The 16,194-nt window shown below is 38.4% G+C and carries 28 protein-coding genes; 26 read left to right on the top strand and 2 right to left on the bottom strand.

Annotation, left to right across the window (positions count from 1 at the left end; all coding sequences use genetic code 11):
• Nucleotides 1–153 precede the first annotated feature (153 nt).
• From F3D3_RS20265 to F3D3_RS20170, 22 genes are all read left to right on the top strand, one after another.
• Nucleotides 154–645 carry a hypothetical protein gene (locus F3D3_RS20265; RefSeq protein ID WP_069876261.1) on the top strand — a complete coding sequence of 164 codons (492 nt, stop codon included), beginning with the start codon at nt 154–156 and terminating at the stop codon, nt 643–645.
• Between the two features lie 270 nt (nt 646–915).
• Complete coding sequence (locus tag F3D3_RS20260; protein WP_069876260.1) at nt 916–1,344, top strand: DUF6838 family protein; 429 nt, start codon at nt 916–918, stop codon at nt 1,342–1,344.
• A gap of 2 nt (nt 1,345–1,346) precedes the next feature.
• On the top strand, nt 1,347–2,408 hold the full coding sequence (locus tag F3D3_RS20255) for a phage tail sheath subtilisin-like domain-containing protein (RefSeq protein ID WP_069876259.1): 1,062 nt from the start codon (nt 1,347–1,349) through the stop codon (nt 2,406–2,408).
• Between the two features lie 19 nt (nt 2,409–2,427).
• Nucleotides 2,428–2,862, top strand: coding sequence for a phage tail tube protein (locus tag F3D3_RS20250; protein WP_069876258.1), 435 nt, complete (start codon nt 2,428–2,430; stop codon nt 2,860–2,862).
• A 43-nt stretch (nt 2,863–2,905) separates the two neighbouring features.
• Entirely contained in the window at nt 2,906–3,328 is a 423-nt protein-coding gene (locus F3D3_RS20245) for a hypothetical protein (protein ID WP_069876257.1), read from the top strand.
• A gap of 26 nt (nt 3,329–3,354) precedes the next feature.
• Nucleotides 3,355–3,519 carry a hypothetical protein gene (locus F3D3_RS24295; protein WP_175438437.1) on the top strand — a complete coding sequence of 55 codons (165 nt, stop codon included), beginning with the start codon at nt 3,355–3,357 and terminating at the stop codon, nt 3,517–3,519.
• A 15-nt stretch (nt 3,520–3,534) separates the two neighbouring features.
• Nucleotides 3,535–5,463: a hypothetical protein gene (locus tag F3D3_RS20240; protein ID WP_069876256.1), complete on the top strand. Its 1,929-nt coding sequence runs from the start codon at nt 3,535–3,537 to the stop codon at nt 5,461–5,463.
• Complete coding sequence (locus tag F3D3_RS20235; protein WP_069876255.1) at nt 5,463–6,194, top strand: phage baseplate protein; 732 nt, start codon at nt 5,463–5,465, stop codon at nt 6,192–6,194. The genes F3D3_RS20240 and F3D3_RS20235 overlap by 1 nt, the downstream gene beginning before the upstream one ends.
• A gap of 11 nt (nt 6,195–6,205) precedes the next feature.
• Nucleotides 6,206–7,159 (top strand): hypothetical protein, encoded by a 954-nt coding sequence (locus F3D3_RS20230; RefSeq protein WP_069876254.1) that lies wholly within the window; start codon nt 6,206–6,208, stop codon nt 7,157–7,159.
• 4 nt (nt 7,160–7,163) lie between these two features.
• A complete protein-coding gene (locus tag F3D3_RS20225; RefSeq protein ID WP_069876253.1) occupies nt 7,164–7,430 on the top strand; it encodes a hypothetical protein in 267 nt (88 codons plus the stop codon).
• Nucleotides 7,430–7,864, top strand: coding sequence for a DUF2634 domain-containing protein (locus F3D3_RS20220; protein WP_069876252.1), 435 nt, complete (start codon nt 7,430–7,432; stop codon nt 7,862–7,864). The genes F3D3_RS20225 and F3D3_RS20220 overlap by 1 nt, the downstream gene beginning before the upstream one ends.
• Nucleotides 7,857–8,927 carry a baseplate J/gp47 family protein gene (locus F3D3_RS20215; protein WP_069876251.1) on the top strand — a complete coding sequence of 357 codons (1,071 nt, stop codon included), beginning with the start codon at nt 7,857–7,859 and terminating at the stop codon, nt 8,925–8,927. The genes F3D3_RS20220 and F3D3_RS20215 overlap by 8 nt, the downstream gene beginning before the upstream one ends.
• A complete protein-coding gene (locus F3D3_RS20210) occupies nt 8,920–9,456 on the top strand; it encodes a putative phage tail protein (protein WP_069876250.1) in 537 nt (178 codons plus the stop codon). Before F3D3_RS20215 ends, F3D3_RS20210 begins: the two co-directional genes overlap by 8 nt.
• Before the next feature lie 13 nt (nt 9,457–9,469).
• Entirely contained in the window at nt 9,470–9,766 is a 297-nt protein-coding gene (locus tag F3D3_RS20205) for a hypothetical protein (RefSeq protein ID WP_069876249.1), read from the top strand.
• A 35-nt stretch (nt 9,767–9,801) separates the two neighbouring features.
• Nucleotides 9,802–10,014 (top strand): hypothetical protein, encoded by a 213-nt coding sequence (locus F3D3_RS24785; RefSeq protein ID WP_069876248.1) that lies wholly within the window; start codon nt 9,802–9,804, stop codon nt 10,012–10,014.
• Nucleotides 10,015–10,039: 25 nt separating this feature from the next.
• Entirely contained in the window at nt 10,040–10,276 is a 237-nt protein-coding gene (locus F3D3_RS24780) for a hypothetical protein (RefSeq protein WP_069876247.1), read from the top strand.
• A 13-nt stretch (nt 10,277–10,289) separates the two neighbouring features.
• Entirely contained in the window at nt 10,290–11,327 is a 1,038-nt protein-coding gene (locus F3D3_RS20190) for a hypothetical protein (RefSeq protein WP_069876246.1), read from the top strand.
• Nucleotides 11,328–11,338: 11 nt separating this feature from the next.
• The gene (locus tag F3D3_RS20185) at nt 11,339–11,731 is read left to right on the top strand and encodes a hypothetical protein (RefSeq protein WP_069876245.1); all 393 of its coding nucleotides are present in this window, start codon (nt 11,339–11,341) and stop codon (nt 11,729–11,731) included.
• A 1-nt stretch (nt 11,732) separates the two neighbouring features.
• Entirely contained in the window at nt 11,733–11,858 is a 126-nt protein-coding gene (locus tag F3D3_RS23540; RefSeq protein WP_084389196.1) for an XkdX family protein, read from the top strand.
• Between the two features lie 211 nt (nt 11,859–12,069).
• Entirely contained in the window at nt 12,070–12,390 is a 321-nt protein-coding gene (locus F3D3_RS20180) for a hypothetical protein (RefSeq protein ID WP_175438436.1), read from the top strand.
• Between the two features lie 236 nt (nt 12,391–12,626).
• Nucleotides 12,627–13,418 (top strand): N-acetylmuramoyl-L-alanine amidase family protein, encoded by a 792-nt coding sequence (locus F3D3_RS20175; RefSeq protein ID WP_069876243.1) that lies wholly within the window; start codon nt 12,627–12,629, stop codon nt 13,416–13,418.
• 4 nt (nt 13,419–13,422) lie between these two features.
• Nucleotides 13,423–13,743: a hypothetical protein gene (locus F3D3_RS20170; RefSeq protein ID WP_069876242.1), complete on the top strand. Its 321-nt coding sequence runs from the start codon at nt 13,423–13,425 to the stop codon at nt 13,741–13,743.
• Between the two features lie 129 nt (nt 13,744–13,872).
• Here the strand turns inward: F3D3_RS20170 and F3D3_RS20165 are convergent, their stop codons facing one another.
• Together F3D3_RS20165 and F3D3_RS20160 are read right to left on the bottom strand one after the other, a co-directional pair.
• Nucleotides 13,873–14,451, bottom strand: a complete 579-nt coding sequence (locus tag F3D3_RS20165; protein ID WP_069876241.1) for an ImmA/IrrE family metallo-endopeptidase — start codon at nt 14,449–14,451, stop codon at nt 13,873–13,875.
• A 13-nt stretch (nt 14,452–14,464) separates the two neighbouring features.
• Nucleotides 14,465–14,782 (bottom strand): helix-turn-helix domain-containing protein, encoded by a 318-nt coding sequence (locus F3D3_RS20160; protein WP_069876287.1) that lies wholly within the window; start codon nt 14,780–14,782, stop codon nt 14,465–14,467.
• A gap of 156 nt (nt 14,783–14,938) precedes the next feature.
• On the opposite strand from F3D3_RS20160, the gene F3D3_RS20155 reads away from it, so the two are divergent.
• The 4 genes from F3D3_RS20155 to F3D3_RS20140 form a co-directional block, all read left to right on the top strand.
• Nucleotides 14,939–15,142: a helix-turn-helix transcriptional regulator gene (locus F3D3_RS20155; protein WP_069876240.1), complete on the top strand. Its 204-nt coding sequence runs from the start codon at nt 14,939–14,941 to the stop codon at nt 15,140–15,142.
• Between the two features lie 83 nt (nt 15,143–15,225).
• Nucleotides 15,226–15,471 carry an AbrB/MazE/SpoVT family DNA-binding domain-containing protein gene (locus F3D3_RS20150; protein ID WP_069876239.1) on the top strand — a complete coding sequence of 82 codons (246 nt, stop codon included), beginning with the start codon at nt 15,226–15,228 and terminating at the stop codon, nt 15,469–15,471.
• A 55-nt stretch (nt 15,472–15,526) separates the two neighbouring features.
• A complete protein-coding gene (locus F3D3_RS20145) occupies nt 15,527–15,751 on the top strand; it encodes a hypothetical protein (protein ID WP_069876238.1) in 225 nt (74 codons plus the stop codon).
• Nucleotides 15,752–15,999: 248 nt separating this feature from the next.
• On the top strand, nt 16,000–16,194 hold a 195-nt coding region (locus F3D3_RS20140; protein ID WP_139132159.1), incomplete at its 3' end, for a transposase family protein.

Genomic DNA, 16,194 nt, shown 5'->3' with positions numbered 1-16,194 from the left:
CACTAATATAACACATTAATTACGTAAATGCAAAAATAAACATTTTAAATTACGCAAACGTATTGACATGAAATTGCATTAAGCGTAATATGAAATTACGTAAACGCAAAACGCAATTTCCAAGTTATAAGTATAGAAAGAGAGGCCTTTATTATGACAGCAATTGAAATTAAAAATTTATTAAAAAGTTACAATACCTTTTGTGGTGAAATCCATCACTTAAATCAAGAAATCCTTGAACTTTCAGAGGTGGCAGCTTCACATAGGGAATTATCTGCAATTACATATTCGGATATGCCTAAAGGAAATCAAATTTCAGACCCAACTTATGAAAAAGCTCAAAAAATCATTGATTTGTATATGAAGCAGGTTCAAAGGATAGAACTTAGACTAGAGGCTTTATTCCTTAAAAAGAACTACGTAGAGTCCTTATTAGATCAATTGCCTGACATTGAAACGGAGATCATTAAGTTGAGATATTTCAAGAAATATAAGTGGGAGATGATCTCAAATGTGGTTTGCTACAGCAGAAGACAGTGCATTAATATTCATGATAAAATAGTTGAGGACCTTGCAAATAGCGAAAACTCGAGACAATTCAACGCGGATACTCTGTTGACAAACGCTCAGTTTAAGATTATTTGAGTTCAAAACACGACACTGCACTCTATTGCACTTTTTATGTGTTATGATGTTAGTGTCGAAAGATGTCGAGAATGCATTACACCATAAAGTAACCGCAAATTGCATATGAAAAGTCCCAAAGCACATGCCGTATAAAAACGACATCTGCTTTTTTTTATGCCAATTTTTAGAGGTGTTGTTTTATGCACAGACATTCGATCTTAAGTTTTAAAAGGAGGCGATGCCTTTGGCGCAGATGTGACTAAGTCAAAATGATGAAAGGAGTTTTAAATGACTAAAAAAGCATACGAACTTGTGAAACAAAAATTGCAGTCTGATTTAAAAGCGATCCATTGGGTGGATGCAGTGGTTTGGCCATCTGAAGAAGCGAGACCTTGTTTACAAATGAGCACACTCGTATCGGGTCAAAATAGGATCTCACAAAATCTAATGGAATTCACAACCACGATTCAAATGGTGTATTATGGGGCAAACCCAACAGCAAGTAACGATGAACTTGTGGATGTTGCAGATCAAATATTGTCATTTTTTCAAAATGCATTTGAAGCGGCAACCGATGAAACAAAATTTGAAGTATCTTCAGTACAGTGTGAGATCAAAGACGGTTTATTGTACTTTAAAATCACACTTTATAGTCAAGGCACAAAAGAATCTGAAATTTATCCAATTATGGAAAATTTAAAATTTAGGGAGGTATAATTATGGGTTTACCAGGAATTAATATCATTTTTACGAAAAAAGCAGCTCAAGCGATTAATAGCGGAGCAGAGGGCATCGTCGCATTACTTTTAAAGGATGAAAGTGTTTCGAGCGGTGTTAAGTACTATTCATTAAAAAGTATTGTAGATATGCCTGCGGAGCTTAATGATGCGAATCAAAAATGGATTAAAGATGCATTATTGGGCGTGCCTTCAGAAATTAAACTCGTTGTGCTCAATAACGAGGGCGCTAATTATACAGAGGGTCTTTCCTATTTGGAGACGATCATTTACAACGTACTCACAATTCCAAACGTTATTTCAGGCGATGTATCCACTGTGGCAGCTTGGGCAAAATCTCAAAGAGAAAGTGGAAAACGATTTTTAACGGTATTACCGAGTTGCACGGCCGATCATGAAGCGGTTGTTAACTTCACAACAACAGGGATTGTAGTAGGCGAAAATACGTATACAGCAACACAATTTGTCGCTAGAATAGCGGGACTGATTGCAGGTTTGCCACTTACCGTAGCACCGACGTATCAAGTACTTTCAGAGGTGGATGATGTGCCTCACCTTACAAAAACGGTGGCAGATACAGCGGTTGATAAGGGTGAATTCATCCTTTATCATGACGGCGAAAAGGTAAAAGTGGCAAGGGGTGTATCATCTCTTACGACGCTTATAGAGTCAAAACCCTCTGAATATCAAAAGATTAAACTCATTAGAATCTACGATAAAATTGCCACGGATATTGAGAGAACAATTGAAGACAACTATATCGGTAAGATTCAAAACAGTTATCCCAATAAACTTTTGTTAATTTCGGCGATTAATGCCTATTTGGAGTCCCTAGAACAACAAAATATCTTAGACAGTGGTAAGAATTATGCTGAAATTGATTTGGTTTCCCAAAAGACTTACTTGAAATCAGTGGGTCAAGATGTGGATGCCATGAGTGAGCAAGAATTGAAAGAAGCCAATACCGGTTCAAATGTGTTTATTAAAATCAATGTTAAGGCACTTGATGCAATCGAAGATGTGTCTATTACAATCATATTATAGGATATAGGAGGAAGAGCATATGTCATTAAATCCAAATAAAGTTATCAGTGGTACTTTCGGTAGAGTGTGGTTAGACAGCACACTTATGGGCGAAGTCTTTGGTCTTCAAGCCAAAATTGAGATTCAAAAAGATGAATTTCCCATAGCGGGGTCACTCGTTCCAGGTGAGAAAATCACGGGATGGAAAGGAACGGGCTCATTAAAATTTAGAAAAGTGGATTCGAGATTGATCAGCATGATCGGTGAAGCCATTAAAAGAGGTGAAAATCTTGAGTTTGAAATCTTAAGCGAACTTGCTGATCCCACAGCATATGGTGCAGAGCGCATTCTTTACAAACAAGTGTCGTTTAATGACTTAACTTTAAGCGAGTGGGAAGTTGCCACAAGAGGCGATGTTGAAGCCCCATTTACGTTTAGAGATTACATTTTCTTTGACTTGATTAAGCCGGTTTAAAACCGGCTTTTCCCCACTCATTTACAAATAAGGAGAGACTAGTATGGTAGCAGCAACTAAAGCGAAAAACGCATTGAGCTTATTATTAAATTCCAAGATGGACATTATGGATTTACCTAAAAAAAGCGTTGAGATTCCAAGATTATCTCAATCTTTCGGTGAGAAAATGGAATTTACCATTCGTGCACTGAACAACAAAGAGTTTAAAAATATTCAGGACTTGGCGATTAAATTTGACAAAAAGGATGCGGATATTGATACGAGTTTGGTTCAATCCATGATTCTCATAGAAGGGATCGTTGAACCGAGTTTGAAAGATAAAGAACTCAGAGAAAAATTTGGCGTGGCAACACCCATTGATTTAATTGAAAAACTACTATTGCCTGGAGAAATACTCCATCTCTACAATCAGATTTCTGAACTATCTGGTTTTGGTGAAGATTCAATCATCCAGATAAAAAACTAATTGAGACAGACCCAGAGGTGGGGATTATGTACTATATGTGGTCTAAACACGGTACATTCCCCTCTGAGGTTTATAGCCGGCTTAGTGAAAATCCGGGTGAGCTTGACGTGATGATCGCCTTTTATCAATACAGGATGAAAGAAGAAGAGCAATGCGCCAAGAACAACGTCCCCGGGTTTGTCTCAATATAAAGGAGGTGTGAACACATGGATATGATAAGTGCGATGATAAAAGGAGCGAGAGATGCAGCAAGACTTACCACGAATATATTTAAGGGACTAAAAAATACCTTAGGAAATCAAATGAGACACTTCTACAAGGAACAGGGAGACCATATAAGGACATTTATTGCTAATATTTTAGCGAATATTGTTCGATTAGGCAGTACATTGTTTTCAATAATTTCCAGAGTGATGGCACGAATTATAAATCAAATTGTTAGAGTAATACGTCCACTTCTTCCAATTATCAGAAGCGTAGTCCTTTCCATATTAGCGCGGATTCCTGCTCGAATCATTACCAATTTCTTATTTAGAAATAGAGGATTACGTGATATTCGAAATGCGAATAGGAGTCTGAATCCACTGAGAAGAGGGATTACAATTGCATTAACAGCAAGAGATCATATATCAAGTGTTGTGGGCGGTATCGGGAAGAAATTAGGTTCTTTAGTTCTTTCGGGTGCCTTAGGAATCGCATCAAAAGTAGCTTCGCAAGCGGGTGAGTTAGCCGAAATTGGTCTAAAAGGCGCTATCAATAGGCAATCAAAGCAAAAGGATATGAACTCTATAATTAAACAAAACAATGCAGGGCTAGATGCGAAATCAGTGCAAAGCAAAAGCGATAATTATATGAAAACGCTTAAGAAAAATTCTAACGGCAGTGTCTATTCTGAAAGTGAAGTATTAGATGCGGGTTCAAGTGCTCTTAAAATGGCAAAAGGGGACACTGGAGCAGCAGAAAAATTCTTAAAACTGGCAGAAGATATGGCGGGTTCTAATTCTGGTAAGACTTTGATGGAAGCAATGGAGGCACTCACAGAAGCACAATCAGGTAACCTAGATGCGCTTCAGGCTTTTGGCGTGAATGCCACTGAAGAAAGTCTAAAAAATGCGGGTGGCAATATTCTCAATATGAAAAATGATTCAGGCAGCACAATGACAGAACAGTTTAAAGGCGGTGCAGAAGAGGCTGGAAAAACGATTCCAGGCATGATGGCAAAATTAAAAGGGATCGGTGAAACGATATTATCGGATATCGCTGCCACAAGCCTTGGTGGCATAAGTGACATCTTAGCCAAAGGGGTTGAATTCCTGTCCGCAAATCAAGAGAAAATCACTCAATTCGGTTTGGGCATATCTAAGGTCGTGGGAGACGTCTTTCGTTTTATTTTCAGTGTCATACAGGCTGGAAGACCGATATTGGATACCTTTATGAACTTTATTCTTTCCAAGAAAGATGTCTTTATGGATATGTTTGGCAGTATCATGAGCATTGTGGATCAATTTAAAGCCGCGTGGATTGAAGTGTTTCCAGTCATACAAGAAATGGTAGCGACAACATGGGAAATTATAGCGCCCATACTAAGCGCATGGTTGGATAACATTGCTATTTTCTTAGATTTCCTGAGCATACTTGCGGGTGTTGTTGTAGATGTCTTTACAAATGTGGTGATACCTGCAATAAGTGGTGTTTTTGATTTCGTAATGCCTTTGGCAGCAAAAATATCTGAATTTATTCTAGGATTTTATGAGGGCATAAATTGGTTATACAATTTAATTGCCGACTTCCTAAAAAACATTTTAGGCAAAGATGTTGGAGAAAGAACGGAGATTAAGAACGTTCCAAGCGATGCGATAATTAAGAATAAAGGTTCCCAAATACCTACTCTGGCAGTAGGTATCGGCTATGTCCCCTATAACAACTATCCTGCAATGCTCCATCAAGGGGAACGCGTCTTAACAGCGGCTGAAAACAGTCAGTTGAGTAGAGGGACTGGTGGGGGTCAAATCACGATCAACATCCCTAAACTTGCGGATCATATCAGTGCATCAGATTCAAGAGATGTAGATACTTTGTTGTCGAGATTAGAAGAAAAATTAATGGCAGTGGCTGTGAATATGGGGGCGGTATAATGATTTTTGAACTCAGCTATAACAATTTTGAAGAGATATTAACGCTACCTGTCAACCCAGGTCAATACCAAATCACAGGAGGCCAGACTGTCAATACCACAGAAGTCATCGGTATAGGGGAAGTTAATCAAATTGGCGCTAACAAGCTTAGAACCATTGAGATTACATCTTTTTTTCCTAAAAATTACGAAGGCTATTGCAATTACGAAAGCGGTGATGCACCTTATGTACACGTTGAAAAAATACTAAAATGGCAAAAGTCCCAAAGGCCTATAAAATTAATCATCACGGACACCCCTATCCATATGCCTGTGGCGATTCAGAATTTCACTTACTCTGAATCGGGTGGATCAGGCAATGTCGATTTTACTTTAAGTTTGGTCGAGTACAAGTTTTTAAAGGTTAAATCTGTGACGGCGAGTCTTGATGATGGCAAAGTAATGATCAGTCCCATCGCCAAAACCAATAGACCTCAAGATAGAAGCATACCAAACTACTACACGACAAAGTATGGGGATACCGTTTCCATTATTTCAAAAAAACTAACGGGCACTTTTGCAAATGCTGAGGTCATTTATTCTCAAAATAAAAATCGCATCCAATTTGTAAACGAGAAGGGCACCCAATTACCGCTCTCCAGCCCTATGAAAGCAGGGATTAAATTGGCGATTCATTTTAAAATAATCCCGCAAAATCAAAGTGCAACAACATCAAAGATATTATTAGAATAGAGGGGTGAACGATGAAAGTAATTCTTATCAAAAATAATAACCCTTTTGACATCACAGACCTCGTTCAGAATGTATCTTGGGGGGGCAATATTAACCAAGTTTCCAGAAGCTTGACTTTTCAGATCCTTTATTCTGAAGATTATTACACGCCGAAGCTCTCAATCGACAATGGAGACTTGGTTAAACTCTTGGATCAAGAAGAAAAAATAATCATCTCGGGTGTTGTTTTTACAAAAGTGACAGATCGGGCAGGGGGAACGATCAATATAACCGTTTATGATCCCCTGATCTATTTGACAAAAAATATGACTACAAAAGTGGTAGACAACATTAGAGTGACAGAGTTCATTACGAGTTTATGTGATGAATTTGGGATTACAATTGCGAAGATCCCTTCGATTCAGTCGAAATTGGAAGGTGTTTTTAGAGATATGTCTCTTTACGATATGATCCTTAAGGCTTTAGAAGAATATACCCAATTAACCCAGATCGATTATCTGATGAAAATGGATTCAAAAGGATTGGTTATTGAAACATTAGGGCATGAGGGCATTCTCATTGATCTAGAAACAGGAAGTGATGAAATTTATACCATCACTGTCACTGAGAGTATCGAGGCATTGAGAAATGTCGTTCTCGTAAGAGGAAAAGGGGACAATATCTTCGCCGAAGCAGTGAATGCAGAAATGATTTCTAGATATGGTCGTATGCAGCACCAAGTTACAGAAGACAATATGGATCGATCAAAATCTAAAATCTATGCACAGAATTTATTAAAAGACCTGTGTAAAGCATCGGTGGATATTAGTCTTCAAATGAAAGGCAATGTCTCCATTAAAGCGGGTGATAAGCTCACTTTAGTAGATAAAGGCCTCGGCATTGATGAAACTTATATTATTGAAGAAGATGGCCACAATATGACCGAAAGTGGTTACACAATGCACTTAAAATTAATAAAGAGGTGATGAAATGGCAGGTGAAAAACTCATTCAATTCATAAAAAATCAAGACAAAGGCAAGGTAACCATTGAAATTGGAACGGTTATCAGTGATCTGCCCAATATTGCGGTGAAGCTGGATAAAATGAAAGTGGCGATTCCACGGCAATTTTTAGTTTTGGATTATGCTTATAGCATACCCGATGGAGTTGGAAATTCGTTGGTAGGCAATAGAGTTGCAGTGATGAGTATCGAAAATGGCAAGCGATTTTATGTCATGGGAAGGGTGGTGGAGTAATGGCAATTTTCCCAGAGCATATGCATCAGCTCAATCCGGTTTTATCTAAGGCATCGGCAATAGACTATGGCAGGGAATGGGCTTATGATTTTGATCAGAATAAGTTTATTTTACAAAATGGCACGCCCCTTATTGTCACTGGGCTGGAAGCTTTGAAAATCTATATTATCAAAACACTTAAAACAGCACGGTATAGATACTTGATCCACAGCTGGGAGTATGGCTGTGAAATTGAAGATGTCTTAGGGAAGACGCTCCATAAAGATGTACTCGAAAGTGTCATCAAAAATATGATTACGGAAGCCCTCATTTATGATGAACGCATTTATGCGGTTACAGATTTTATCATTATCAATGCGGGCGATCGAGTCAATGTGAGTTTTGTGGTCAAAACGAATCTCGGCGAAGAATTGGAGGTGAATACAAATGTTTGAAAATGAAACACAAGAAGCGATTCAAAAACGGATGGACGCAATGGCAGTGAGTGAGATCAATACAGGGGAAGGCAGTATGTTTCATGTGGCGACGGCCCCAATTGCGGTTGAGTTGATGCAGGCTTATTTTAATCTCGAAAGGGTTTTAGAACTCGGTTTCGCGGAAACCACCAGTGGCCCGTATTTGGATATGCGCGCTAGAGAACATGGCATACAGCGTAAATTGGCAACAAAAGCGAAGGGCAAGATCAGGATAGAAGGCAGTCCTGGCACAATAGTGTCAAAGGGGAGTCTTTTTGCCACCCAAGATGGCAGAACGTATATAACAGATATGGTGGCGACAATAATAGATACTTTTGTAGATGTTTCAGTCACGGCAAGTGATTATGGAACGCTCTATAATACAGGACCCTATACAGTTGTGGCACTCCCCATGTCCATTTCAGGTGTGACTTCTGTGACGAACCCAGCTGCTATTGGTGAAGGGACCAATGAGGAATCCGATACGGCTTTACTCGAAAGACTTTTGTCACATGTGAGAAAGCCAGCCACCAGTGGTAATGTCTATCAGTATCAGCAATGGGCAGAGTCTTTGGCTGGTGTGGGTGGCGTGAAGGTCATGCCGCTCTGGAATGGACCGGGAGCTGTAAAAATTGTAATTGTTGATGAAACGATGTCACCAGCGAGTGCGTCATTGGTTTCAAGCGTATCTGAATATATTGAAACGCAAAGACCAATCGGTGCACAGGTGACTTATATAAGTGCAAGTGGAATTGCGATTGACATCGAAGCCCAGATCGTCCTATCCAAAGGCTACACATTAGATGAAGTACTGAATTTGTTTAATACAAATGTAGTGCAATATCTTATGAGAGATGTGGCTTTCAAAGTGGATTCAAAGAATGCGCCGATTCAAGTCTCCATTGCTAAAATAGGTTCAATTTTGATTGAAACAGAAGGCGTTTCAGATTATGTGGATTTAAAAGTGAATGGTGCAACTCATGCAATCACTTTAAACATTGACGAAGTCCCTGTGAAAGGATCGGTGAATCTCTATGAGTAGATATCCAGAAATCAGGCAGTATGTGCCCTCGTTTTTAGAAGAAGCGGAACCTTTGAAATCCATATATAGGGTGACTGGTGAAGAGTCCGGCATTTATTTTGATAAAATCGAAGATTTTTTGGCACAAATGTATGTCGAGACTGCCACTTGGGGATTATCACTTTGGGAAAAAATGATTGACATAAAATCTTTTACGAGCTCTTCACTTGAAACAAGACGAGAAGTGATTATTTCTAAACTCAGAGGCATCGGGACGACATCAAAAGAGATGATTAAGACATTGGCAGCTTCCTTTTCTGGTGGCGAAGTTGAAGTGATTGAAATACCAGAACAGAGTAAATTCCTAATTAAATTTGTAGGCACTTTAGGGACACCCCAAAATATTCTAGGTTTGAGTCAAGCGATAGATGAAGTGAAACCTGCACATCTTTGGTATGAATATGCTTTTAAGTATTACCTAGTGTCTGATGTGGGTGCAATGCCTATTGAGACATTAGAAAAACAGATTTTAGACAAATTTGCATTTTAGAGGAGGTGACGAAATGAGTGTCCTAACACAGTTTTTAAATTTATTCAAAGCGGAGCCTATAGTAGATGGCAACGCCGTATTCAATATTACAACCATGCTCAATGAGAACTGGGATAAAGTAGATCATGCCGTTAAAACGCTTGATGGAGATATTAAAGAAATGGCATCCAGTACCACTTATCTTCAAGAAGAAGAACCCATAGCAGTTAATCCATCAACCGTATGGTATTCGGTAGGCAGTGAGACAAATTTTAACCTAGGTGGTGTAGCGATTTATAATGCTAAGACCAGCGAAACACCACCTGAATAGGGGATATGGTTTCAACCCAATTAAGGAAGAAAAAAATGGCAAATATAAATGTTCAACTGAAACATAGAAACGGCTCTAAAAAGGGTGTTGCAAATGGATATGCTTCACTGGATTCAGCGGGGAAAGTGCCTTCTACACAATTACCCTCTTATGTGGATGATGTCTTAGAGTACACTACTTTAGCTGAATTTCCTGCATTAGGAGAGAGTGGCAAGATTTATGTAGCCCAAGATGAAAACTTATGTTGAGATCAGTAAATAAATTGCGATTGGGATGACCAGTAGCACTGCGCATCGCGGGGATCAAGGGCATACAGCATATATCCACAGCCAAACTGCTCATGCACCATCCAATGCTCAAAAAAACAGTGATATTACAAAGACAGAGATTGAGTCCAAATTAACCGGTGTGATTACATCTCATACGCATTCAGAGTATATGAAAGTAACGGTAAATGGTACAGAACCCACATCTCCAGTAGCTGGAGAGTTTTGGTACTTAGTAGTATAGGAGGTAATGATAAATGTCAACATACAACACAGTAATTAAGAAAAGAAATGCTCAAAATAATGGCTGGGATTCAATCTTGCCAATCACGACAGCTGAAAATGTTTTGGTTGATGAGAGTGGGAAAACGGTTAAAGATTACACGAATATAATCTCTGGTAAAAATTATCTGATCAACGGAAACTTTGACATATGGCAAAATGGTACGACATTCGACAATCCTCAAGATGTATATACAGCTGATATGTTCAAAATTGCAAGTGAGGCAGACACAAAAGTAAGGGCGTTGAGATCGTTAGACGTGCCAAACTCATTAAGCAAATATTCCTTTAGAATGCAGCAACTGGACACTATTGGAGCGTCGGGAACCTATACCGATATAATGCATTACATTGAAGACTATAAAATCTTCAAAGGTCAAAAAGTTACGTTTTCATTTTATGCAAAGTTTAATAGTGGATCGAGTGGCCTAGCCTATATTTACGATGGTCACACACTTGAAATCGTCTACATCCTTACTCCTGTAGATGACCAATGGCATAAATATCAAGTCACTAAATTAATGAGCATAAACTCTACAATGGCGTCAATTACATTGAGGTGTTTTAGGAACGGAATTTCCCCAGGCAACGGTGCAAACTTTGCACAATGTAAATTAGAATTTGGGGATATCGCGACTCCATTTGTTCCTAATACTTTTGCAGAAGAATTGAGTGCTTGTCAAAGGTATTATGAAAAAACTTTTTCATATGAAATTAAACCCGCAAATGGTGACAACAATTATGGCGGAGCGTTATCTGCCATAGCTATAGCATCGTCTTTTCAACCACTTATAAATTGGAGATATAAAGTCGTTAAAAGAATAACCCCAACTGTAACCTTGTATTGTCCTTCATCTACTTCACCAATTGGACAATGGTCTAACGGGTTAAATAACACGACAGATGCAAGAAGTGCTTATGGAAATGATGCTGGGACAACAATTGACAATACGGATATTCTGGTACCCTCAGGCGCTTATTTTATACATGCAGTAGCAGATGCAAGATTATAGGGAGGGGTAAAATGATAACACAAAATTACAATAACCATTATATAAGATTGAACGAACAAAGTCATATTATAAAAGGTTTTTCTGATGCTTTTGAAATCCCTTTAGAAACTGATATCTGTATTTGCAAAGAAGGAGTAAGACATTTTGAGTTAAACGGAGTGGTTAATTTATCTTTGTTTGACTTTAACAATGTTCCAAAATACAAATATGTAGAGGGTGAAATTTTAGAAACAACAGAGGAAGAGCGCCAAGTTTATTTATCAAGTTCGCCCCAACCCGACCCCACAGCCCAAGATATCATGGCAACTCAAATCACACAGCTCATGCTAGAAAACGCAGAAAAAGAGGATCAATTACAAACGTTAGCAAACCAAGTCACTGAACTAATGTTAGGAGGTATGTAAAATGTACGCATGGTTAAAGTACGCTTATCCAAAACGATGGGCATCAGAAGAGCAATGCCGAAGAGCTGTTGAATTAAATAAGATCAACGCAATTCAGTTTAAAGAAATCACAAATTTAGAGTATTAAAACAGTCATTAGCATAATCTATAGGTCAATATAACCCTTGAGGAGATGTCCCCCACTTTTTAAAGTGGGGGTTCATATTCCTAATTCAGCGGGAGTCCAAACTCCCACTGAATGCAATCCGATAGGATTGTGCAAGTGTTGCGAAGGTAGCGAAGCGGACTGAGTAGACGCTTTGATAGCAAGGGCACACAATAGAGCATTATAAACAAAGTTGAGGTACAGTTATAGCATGGAGATCATGGAGCTCACCAACACCATCACCACAATCGGCGCTGGCACAGTCGCCTTAGGCATCCTCTTCTGGATCATCCTAAAAATGTTCAATGGCATCATCGAAAACAACACCAAAGCCATGCACGAAATGTCCAGATCAAACGACAACGTCGCCCAATCGCTTGAAATCTTAAAATCAAGCATAGAGAACAGCTATGATCTGCAAAACAGAACCATTTCAATGCTGGATCGACACGATGTCAGAGCAGAGCGCATCGAAAATGAACTCATCAAAGTCAGTGAACGCACCAAAAAATAAGTTCATATAACCCTTGAGGAGATGTCCCCCACTTTTTAAAGTGGGGGTTCATATTCCTAATTCAGCGGGAGTCCAAACGCCCACTGAATGCAATCCAATAGGATTGTGCAAGTGTTACGAAGGTAGCGAAGCGGACTGAGTAGACGCTTTGATAATATGAGCGATACAAAAGGGCAATACAAACTAAATTTACAAAAATCAATAACAAAAATCAATTACAGAAAGAAAGTGAAAACATGATCAACAAGCTCAACATCATAGGGGGTGTTATCCAAAATAAAGAAATAGGCAGCACTCCTCTTAAAACCCAAATCATCATGCCAAGTGGCAATCACAACGTCAGAACCCAAATCGCCCTAGACCCAGAAACAGCCCTAGGCATCACCAACCACAACACAGGCAACACATCACCATCAGCAAGTGCCAATAGACATGCAACGTGGCTTCAAAATGTAGAAAACGCAGATCAAACCTACGTTGGCGCACACTTCTTTGTGGATGAAACTGCAATCATTCAAGTGCTCCCCATAAATGAAGTCGCCTATCATGCAGGAGATGGCAAAGGGGACGGCAACATGAAAACCATCGCCATAGAAATCTGTGAAAACGGCAATATGTTAAAGGCAGAAGAAAATGCCAAATGCTTAAATGCTGCACTTTTACTGACCTATCCGCACTTTAAAATCTACAAGCATCAAGACTGGTCAGGCAAATATTGTCCAAGAGTCATACTCGGCCGAAATTCGTGGAATGAGTTCGTAGAAGACATATTGAAATATGTACAAGATTCAAATACAGAAGCTTCAAATGCAGAAGTCTCGCCTATAGAAGCGTGGAAAATCAAAGGCATCCACTTTGCGATAGAAGAAGGTCTAATCACAGACTATGCCTATTGGCTAGATCGAATTGACGAAGAAATGCCAGCGTGGGCACACTTTATCATCCTAGAAAAAGCTTTAGAAAAAATGAGACAAGAAATGATGCTACTCGTAGATGAAAAATTAGAGGCATATAGGGAGGAGGCATAGCTAAATGACCAAAGAAATTGCAATGGAATACGGATTAATGATAGCAGTCGCAGGGGCTGTTTTTTTGTTTGTCCTTTTAAAGTGGCAGCAGGTAAAAGTCGTTTTATTTAGATTGATGCTGACTGCAAAAAGCATGGCAAAAGACGCCATTTTAAGCAGTGGCAAAGAGCAAGAAGAATGGGTCCTCAAAAAGGCTTATCAGCATTTACCCATATGGATTACCCTTTGGATCAGCAAAGAAACCATGCGAAAACTTATTGCTTACCTGTATCAAGTTGCCAAAGACTATTTGGATGATGGCTTGATCAATCAAAGCATTAGATAACCAAAGCATTAGATAACCAAAGCGATCCCTATTATAAGACAACCTACCCCTTAAAATGAATAAAAGTGCAAGGATAGACTGATTGGATTCAGTTCTATGTCTTGCACTTTTTTATAGATTCATAGTTTTCTAGCAGATCTCAAATAAAATCCGAATCCCCTCAACAGCCTCGTCGCTTAGATAATCTTCTATCTTTTCTGAACACCAGAAGTCATCTTCAAAAGAGCCTTCAACCACATATATTGAAGGTAGTGCAGAGAGTAAGAGCACTTTAGAAATTGAAAGCTGCCACTTGACGGAAGTTAAACTCATAAAATAGAATTTCATTTTCATGAGCTCAGGCGAAACACCATAAAAGTCGGCCAAAATGTGAAGTTGCATTTCAGAGGCCATGTCCAATCGCTTAACGAGATCATCGCTTGGGATCAAATAATCACAAGCCCATCTCATCGCCCGAACCTCATCCCTTTCCGTATGGATTAAATCCATAAAAGGGCTGCCCTTAAAATTAAACCCCGTCGTAAAGTAATGGCCCAGTTCATGACTGAGCACGGTCTTAAACTCAACTTCATCTTTGATTTGCTCATTGACAACGATAATATCATGCGCCGCATCTTGATAGTAAAAGCCATTTACCCCTTTGGGTAAATCCTTTGTGATTTCCAACTGAATGCCCAGAGACTCTATAATGTTTAGCAGTGTTTCCATATGTTATGCATCCTTATTTTTTTTGTAAATTCTTAGATTTTAACGTCTCAATCAAATCTTTAACCAATTTTAAATCGGCATCTGTTAAATGCTCCGTCGTATTAAACGCCAGAATTTCTTCAGAATAACGCCTTATGTTGCTTCGGCCCAGAAGATAGTCCGTAGAAACATCAAAAAAATCAGCAATACTAGACAATATATCATTATCTGGTGAACGTTTTCCCGTTTCATACATAGCAATAGAACCCTTGGAAATATTGAGTTTATCCGCGAGTTCCTTTTGAGTTAAACTATTTTCTTTGCGAAGTTGTTTTAATCTGTTTTCAATCATATCATCACCTAAAATCATAATATCACATAAAGTGAGCAGGAATAAAGAAAAAGATTATTACAAGATAACAAAATAACAAAAAGTGAATTAATGTTTGACAAAAGTAACCAAATGTGATATTTTGTAAATAATTCTAAAATGAAATGGGAGGTTTAATTGAACAGAATCGCTCAATATAGGGGAGAAAGAAAATTGTCACAGAGGGCACTTGCAAAACAACTAGGCGTTTCAAGCGCGACTGTAGCTATGTGGGAAACTGAAAAGAGAACACCCAGTTTAAAAATGGCAAAATACATAGCGCAATTTTTTGAGACAGATATTGAAGCCATTTTTTTTAACGAAAAAGATAACAAAAAGTGATTTTATTGGTGTTCAAATCACATTGTGAAGCGCTGGTGTGAGATCGAAATGAAAAATGTAAAGACAGAAAGAAGGTATTACTTATGAGTAAAATAGGCAATTTAAGAAAAGTAGATGAACTTGGAAGAATCGTTATACCTGCCAGTTTAAGAAAACATACGGGTATAGATATCGGGGAAACATTAGAAGTCGTCGCAAAAGGCGATGTTATTTTATTGAAACGATACCAAGAAGATTACTGCATCTTTTGTGGTGCACAGGACCATCTGGAGTCCCGATTGGGCAAAACGGTCTGTGCAGATTGTATTTTAAAAATACAGCGGTTATAACTTATGTTATAACATAAATATCTTTTAGAGGGGTTAAAAATAGGGAGGTGTTTTTGTGAAGTTATATGCTTGTGATTCGATAGAAGAATACAAAATTTTAGTAAAAGCCTATCAGATTAGCGGTAATACGATTACGCTATTTGATCAAGACCATAAATATCTTAGTAGTGGCATTGTCACCTTTATTACAGAGCAAGCGTTTATCATCCGAGAAGCTTACAATACAAAAGTTAAAGTATATTTCCAAGATATTTTGGAATGCAAACATTTCATAGGCTGACACGACAAATTTCATTTGATGAGCCAAACCAAAGCGATTGCAATGAAATGGCACGATGAAAACCGTTGAAAATGAGATGTTACTTATTTGGACTCTTACACGGCTATCGCATGAAAAAAATGTAGAGTATTTTAGGAAAAGTGAATGCGAAAATGCAGAAGGAATAAATGGTAATAATTACAAAAAGGAATTAAAGAAGTAATGTCGAATTCAATACTAGAGGAAAAAAACTCTGGAGGAGAATTCATATGGACAAAACAATGTTTAAAAGTGCATTTGAAAATGTAAGCGATTTTAGACAAGAGTGGAAAGTAAAACATAAGCTGATAGAAATAATCTTTACAACAGTGATTGCAACGATTGCAAATGCGAATACCTGGATAGAAGTAGAATCCTTTGTAGAGGCAAAAAAAGAATGGTTTAAAAAATATGTGGATTTAGAG

The organism is Fusibacter sp. 3D3, from assembly GCF_001748365.1.
In the GTDB taxonomy this organism is placed as follows: domain Bacteria; phylum Bacillota; class Clostridia; order Peptostreptococcales; family Acidaminobacteraceae; genus Fusibacter_A.
Note: the sequence above shows the minus strand (reverse complement) of the source record. Positions and strands in the feature narration are given on the sequence as shown.

Bases quoted from the DNA above. Each gene is read 5' to 3' on its own strand.
- F3D3_RS20265 (WP_069876261.1), top strand. From the start codon at position 154: ATGACAGCAATTGAAATTAAAAATTTATTAAAAAGTTACAATACCTTT.
- F3D3_RS20260 (WP_069876260.1), top strand. From the start codon at position 916: ATGACTAAAAAAGCATACGAACTTGTGAAACAAAAATTGCAGTCTGAT.
- F3D3_RS20255 (WP_069876259.1), top strand. From the start codon at position 1,347: ATGGGTTTACCAGGAATTAATATCATTTTTACGAAAAAAGCAGCTCAA.
- F3D3_RS20250 (WP_069876258.1), top strand. From the start codon at position 2,428: ATGTCATTAAATCCAAATAAAGTTATCAGTGGTACTTTCGGTAGAGTG.
- F3D3_RS20245 (WP_069876257.1), top strand. From the start codon at position 2,906: ATGGTAGCAGCAACTAAAGCGAAAAACGCATTGAGCTTATTATTAAAT.
- F3D3_RS24295 (WP_175438437.1), top strand. From the start codon at position 3,355: ATGTACTATATGTGGTCTAAACACGGTACATTCCCCTCTGAGGTTTAT.
- F3D3_RS20240 (WP_069876256.1), top strand. From the start codon at position 3,535: ATGGATATGATAAGTGCGATGATAAAAGGAGCGAGAGATGCAGCAAGA.
- F3D3_RS20235 (WP_069876255.1), top strand. From the start codon at position 5,463: ATGATTTTTGAACTCAGCTATAACAATTTTGAAGAGATATTAACGCTA.
- F3D3_RS20230 (WP_069876254.1), top strand. From the start codon at position 6,206: ATGAAAGTAATTCTTATCAAAAATAATAACCCTTTTGACATCACAGAC.
- F3D3_RS20225 (WP_069876253.1), top strand. From the start codon at position 7,164: ATGGCAGGTGAAAAACTCATTCAATTCATAAAAAATCAAGACAAAGGC.
- F3D3_RS20220 (WP_069876252.1), top strand. From the start codon at position 7,430: ATGGCAATTTTCCCAGAGCATATGCATCAGCTCAATCCGGTTTTATCT.
- F3D3_RS20215 (WP_069876251.1), top strand. From the start codon at position 7,857: ATGTTTGAAAATGAAACACAAGAAGCGATTCAAAAACGGATGGACGCA.
- F3D3_RS20210 (WP_069876250.1), top strand. From the start codon at position 8,920: ATGAGTAGATATCCAGAAATCAGGCAGTATGTGCCCTCGTTTTTAGAA.
- F3D3_RS20205 (WP_069876249.1), top strand. From the start codon at position 9,470: ATGAGTGTCCTAACACAGTTTTTAAATTTATTCAAAGCGGAGCCTATA.
- F3D3_RS24785 (WP_069876248.1), top strand. From the start codon at position 9,802: ATGGCAAATATAAATGTTCAACTGAAACATAGAAACGGCTCTAAAAAG.
- F3D3_RS24780 (WP_069876247.1), top strand. From the start codon at position 10,040: ATGACCAGTAGCACTGCGCATCGCGGGGATCAAGGGCATACAGCATAT.
- F3D3_RS20190 (WP_069876246.1), top strand. From the start codon at position 10,290: ATGTCAACATACAACACAGTAATTAAGAAAAGAAATGCTCAAAATAAT.
- F3D3_RS20185 (WP_069876245.1), top strand. From the start codon at position 11,339: ATGATAACACAAAATTACAATAACCATTATATAAGATTGAACGAACAA.
- F3D3_RS23540 (WP_084389196.1), top strand. From the start codon at position 11,733: ATGTACGCATGGTTAAAGTACGCTTATCCAAAACGATGGGCATCAGAA.
- F3D3_RS20175 (WP_069876243.1), top strand. From the start codon at position 12,627: ATGATCAACAAGCTCAACATCATAGGGGGTGTTATCCAAAATAAAGAA.
- F3D3_RS20170 (WP_069876242.1), top strand. From the start codon at position 13,423: ATGACCAAAGAAATTGCAATGGAATACGGATTAATGATAGCAGTCGCA.
- F3D3_RS20165 (WP_069876241.1), bottom strand. From the start codon at position 14,451: ATGGAAACACTGCTAAACATTATAGAGTCTCTGGGCATTCAGTTGGAA.
- F3D3_RS20160 (WP_069876287.1), bottom strand. From the start codon at position 14,782: ATGATTGAAAACAGATTAAAACAACTTCGCAAAGAAAATAGTTTAACT.
- F3D3_RS20150 (WP_069876239.1), top strand. From the start codon at position 15,226: ATGAGTAAAATAGGCAATTTAAGAAAAGTAGATGAACTTGGAAGAATC.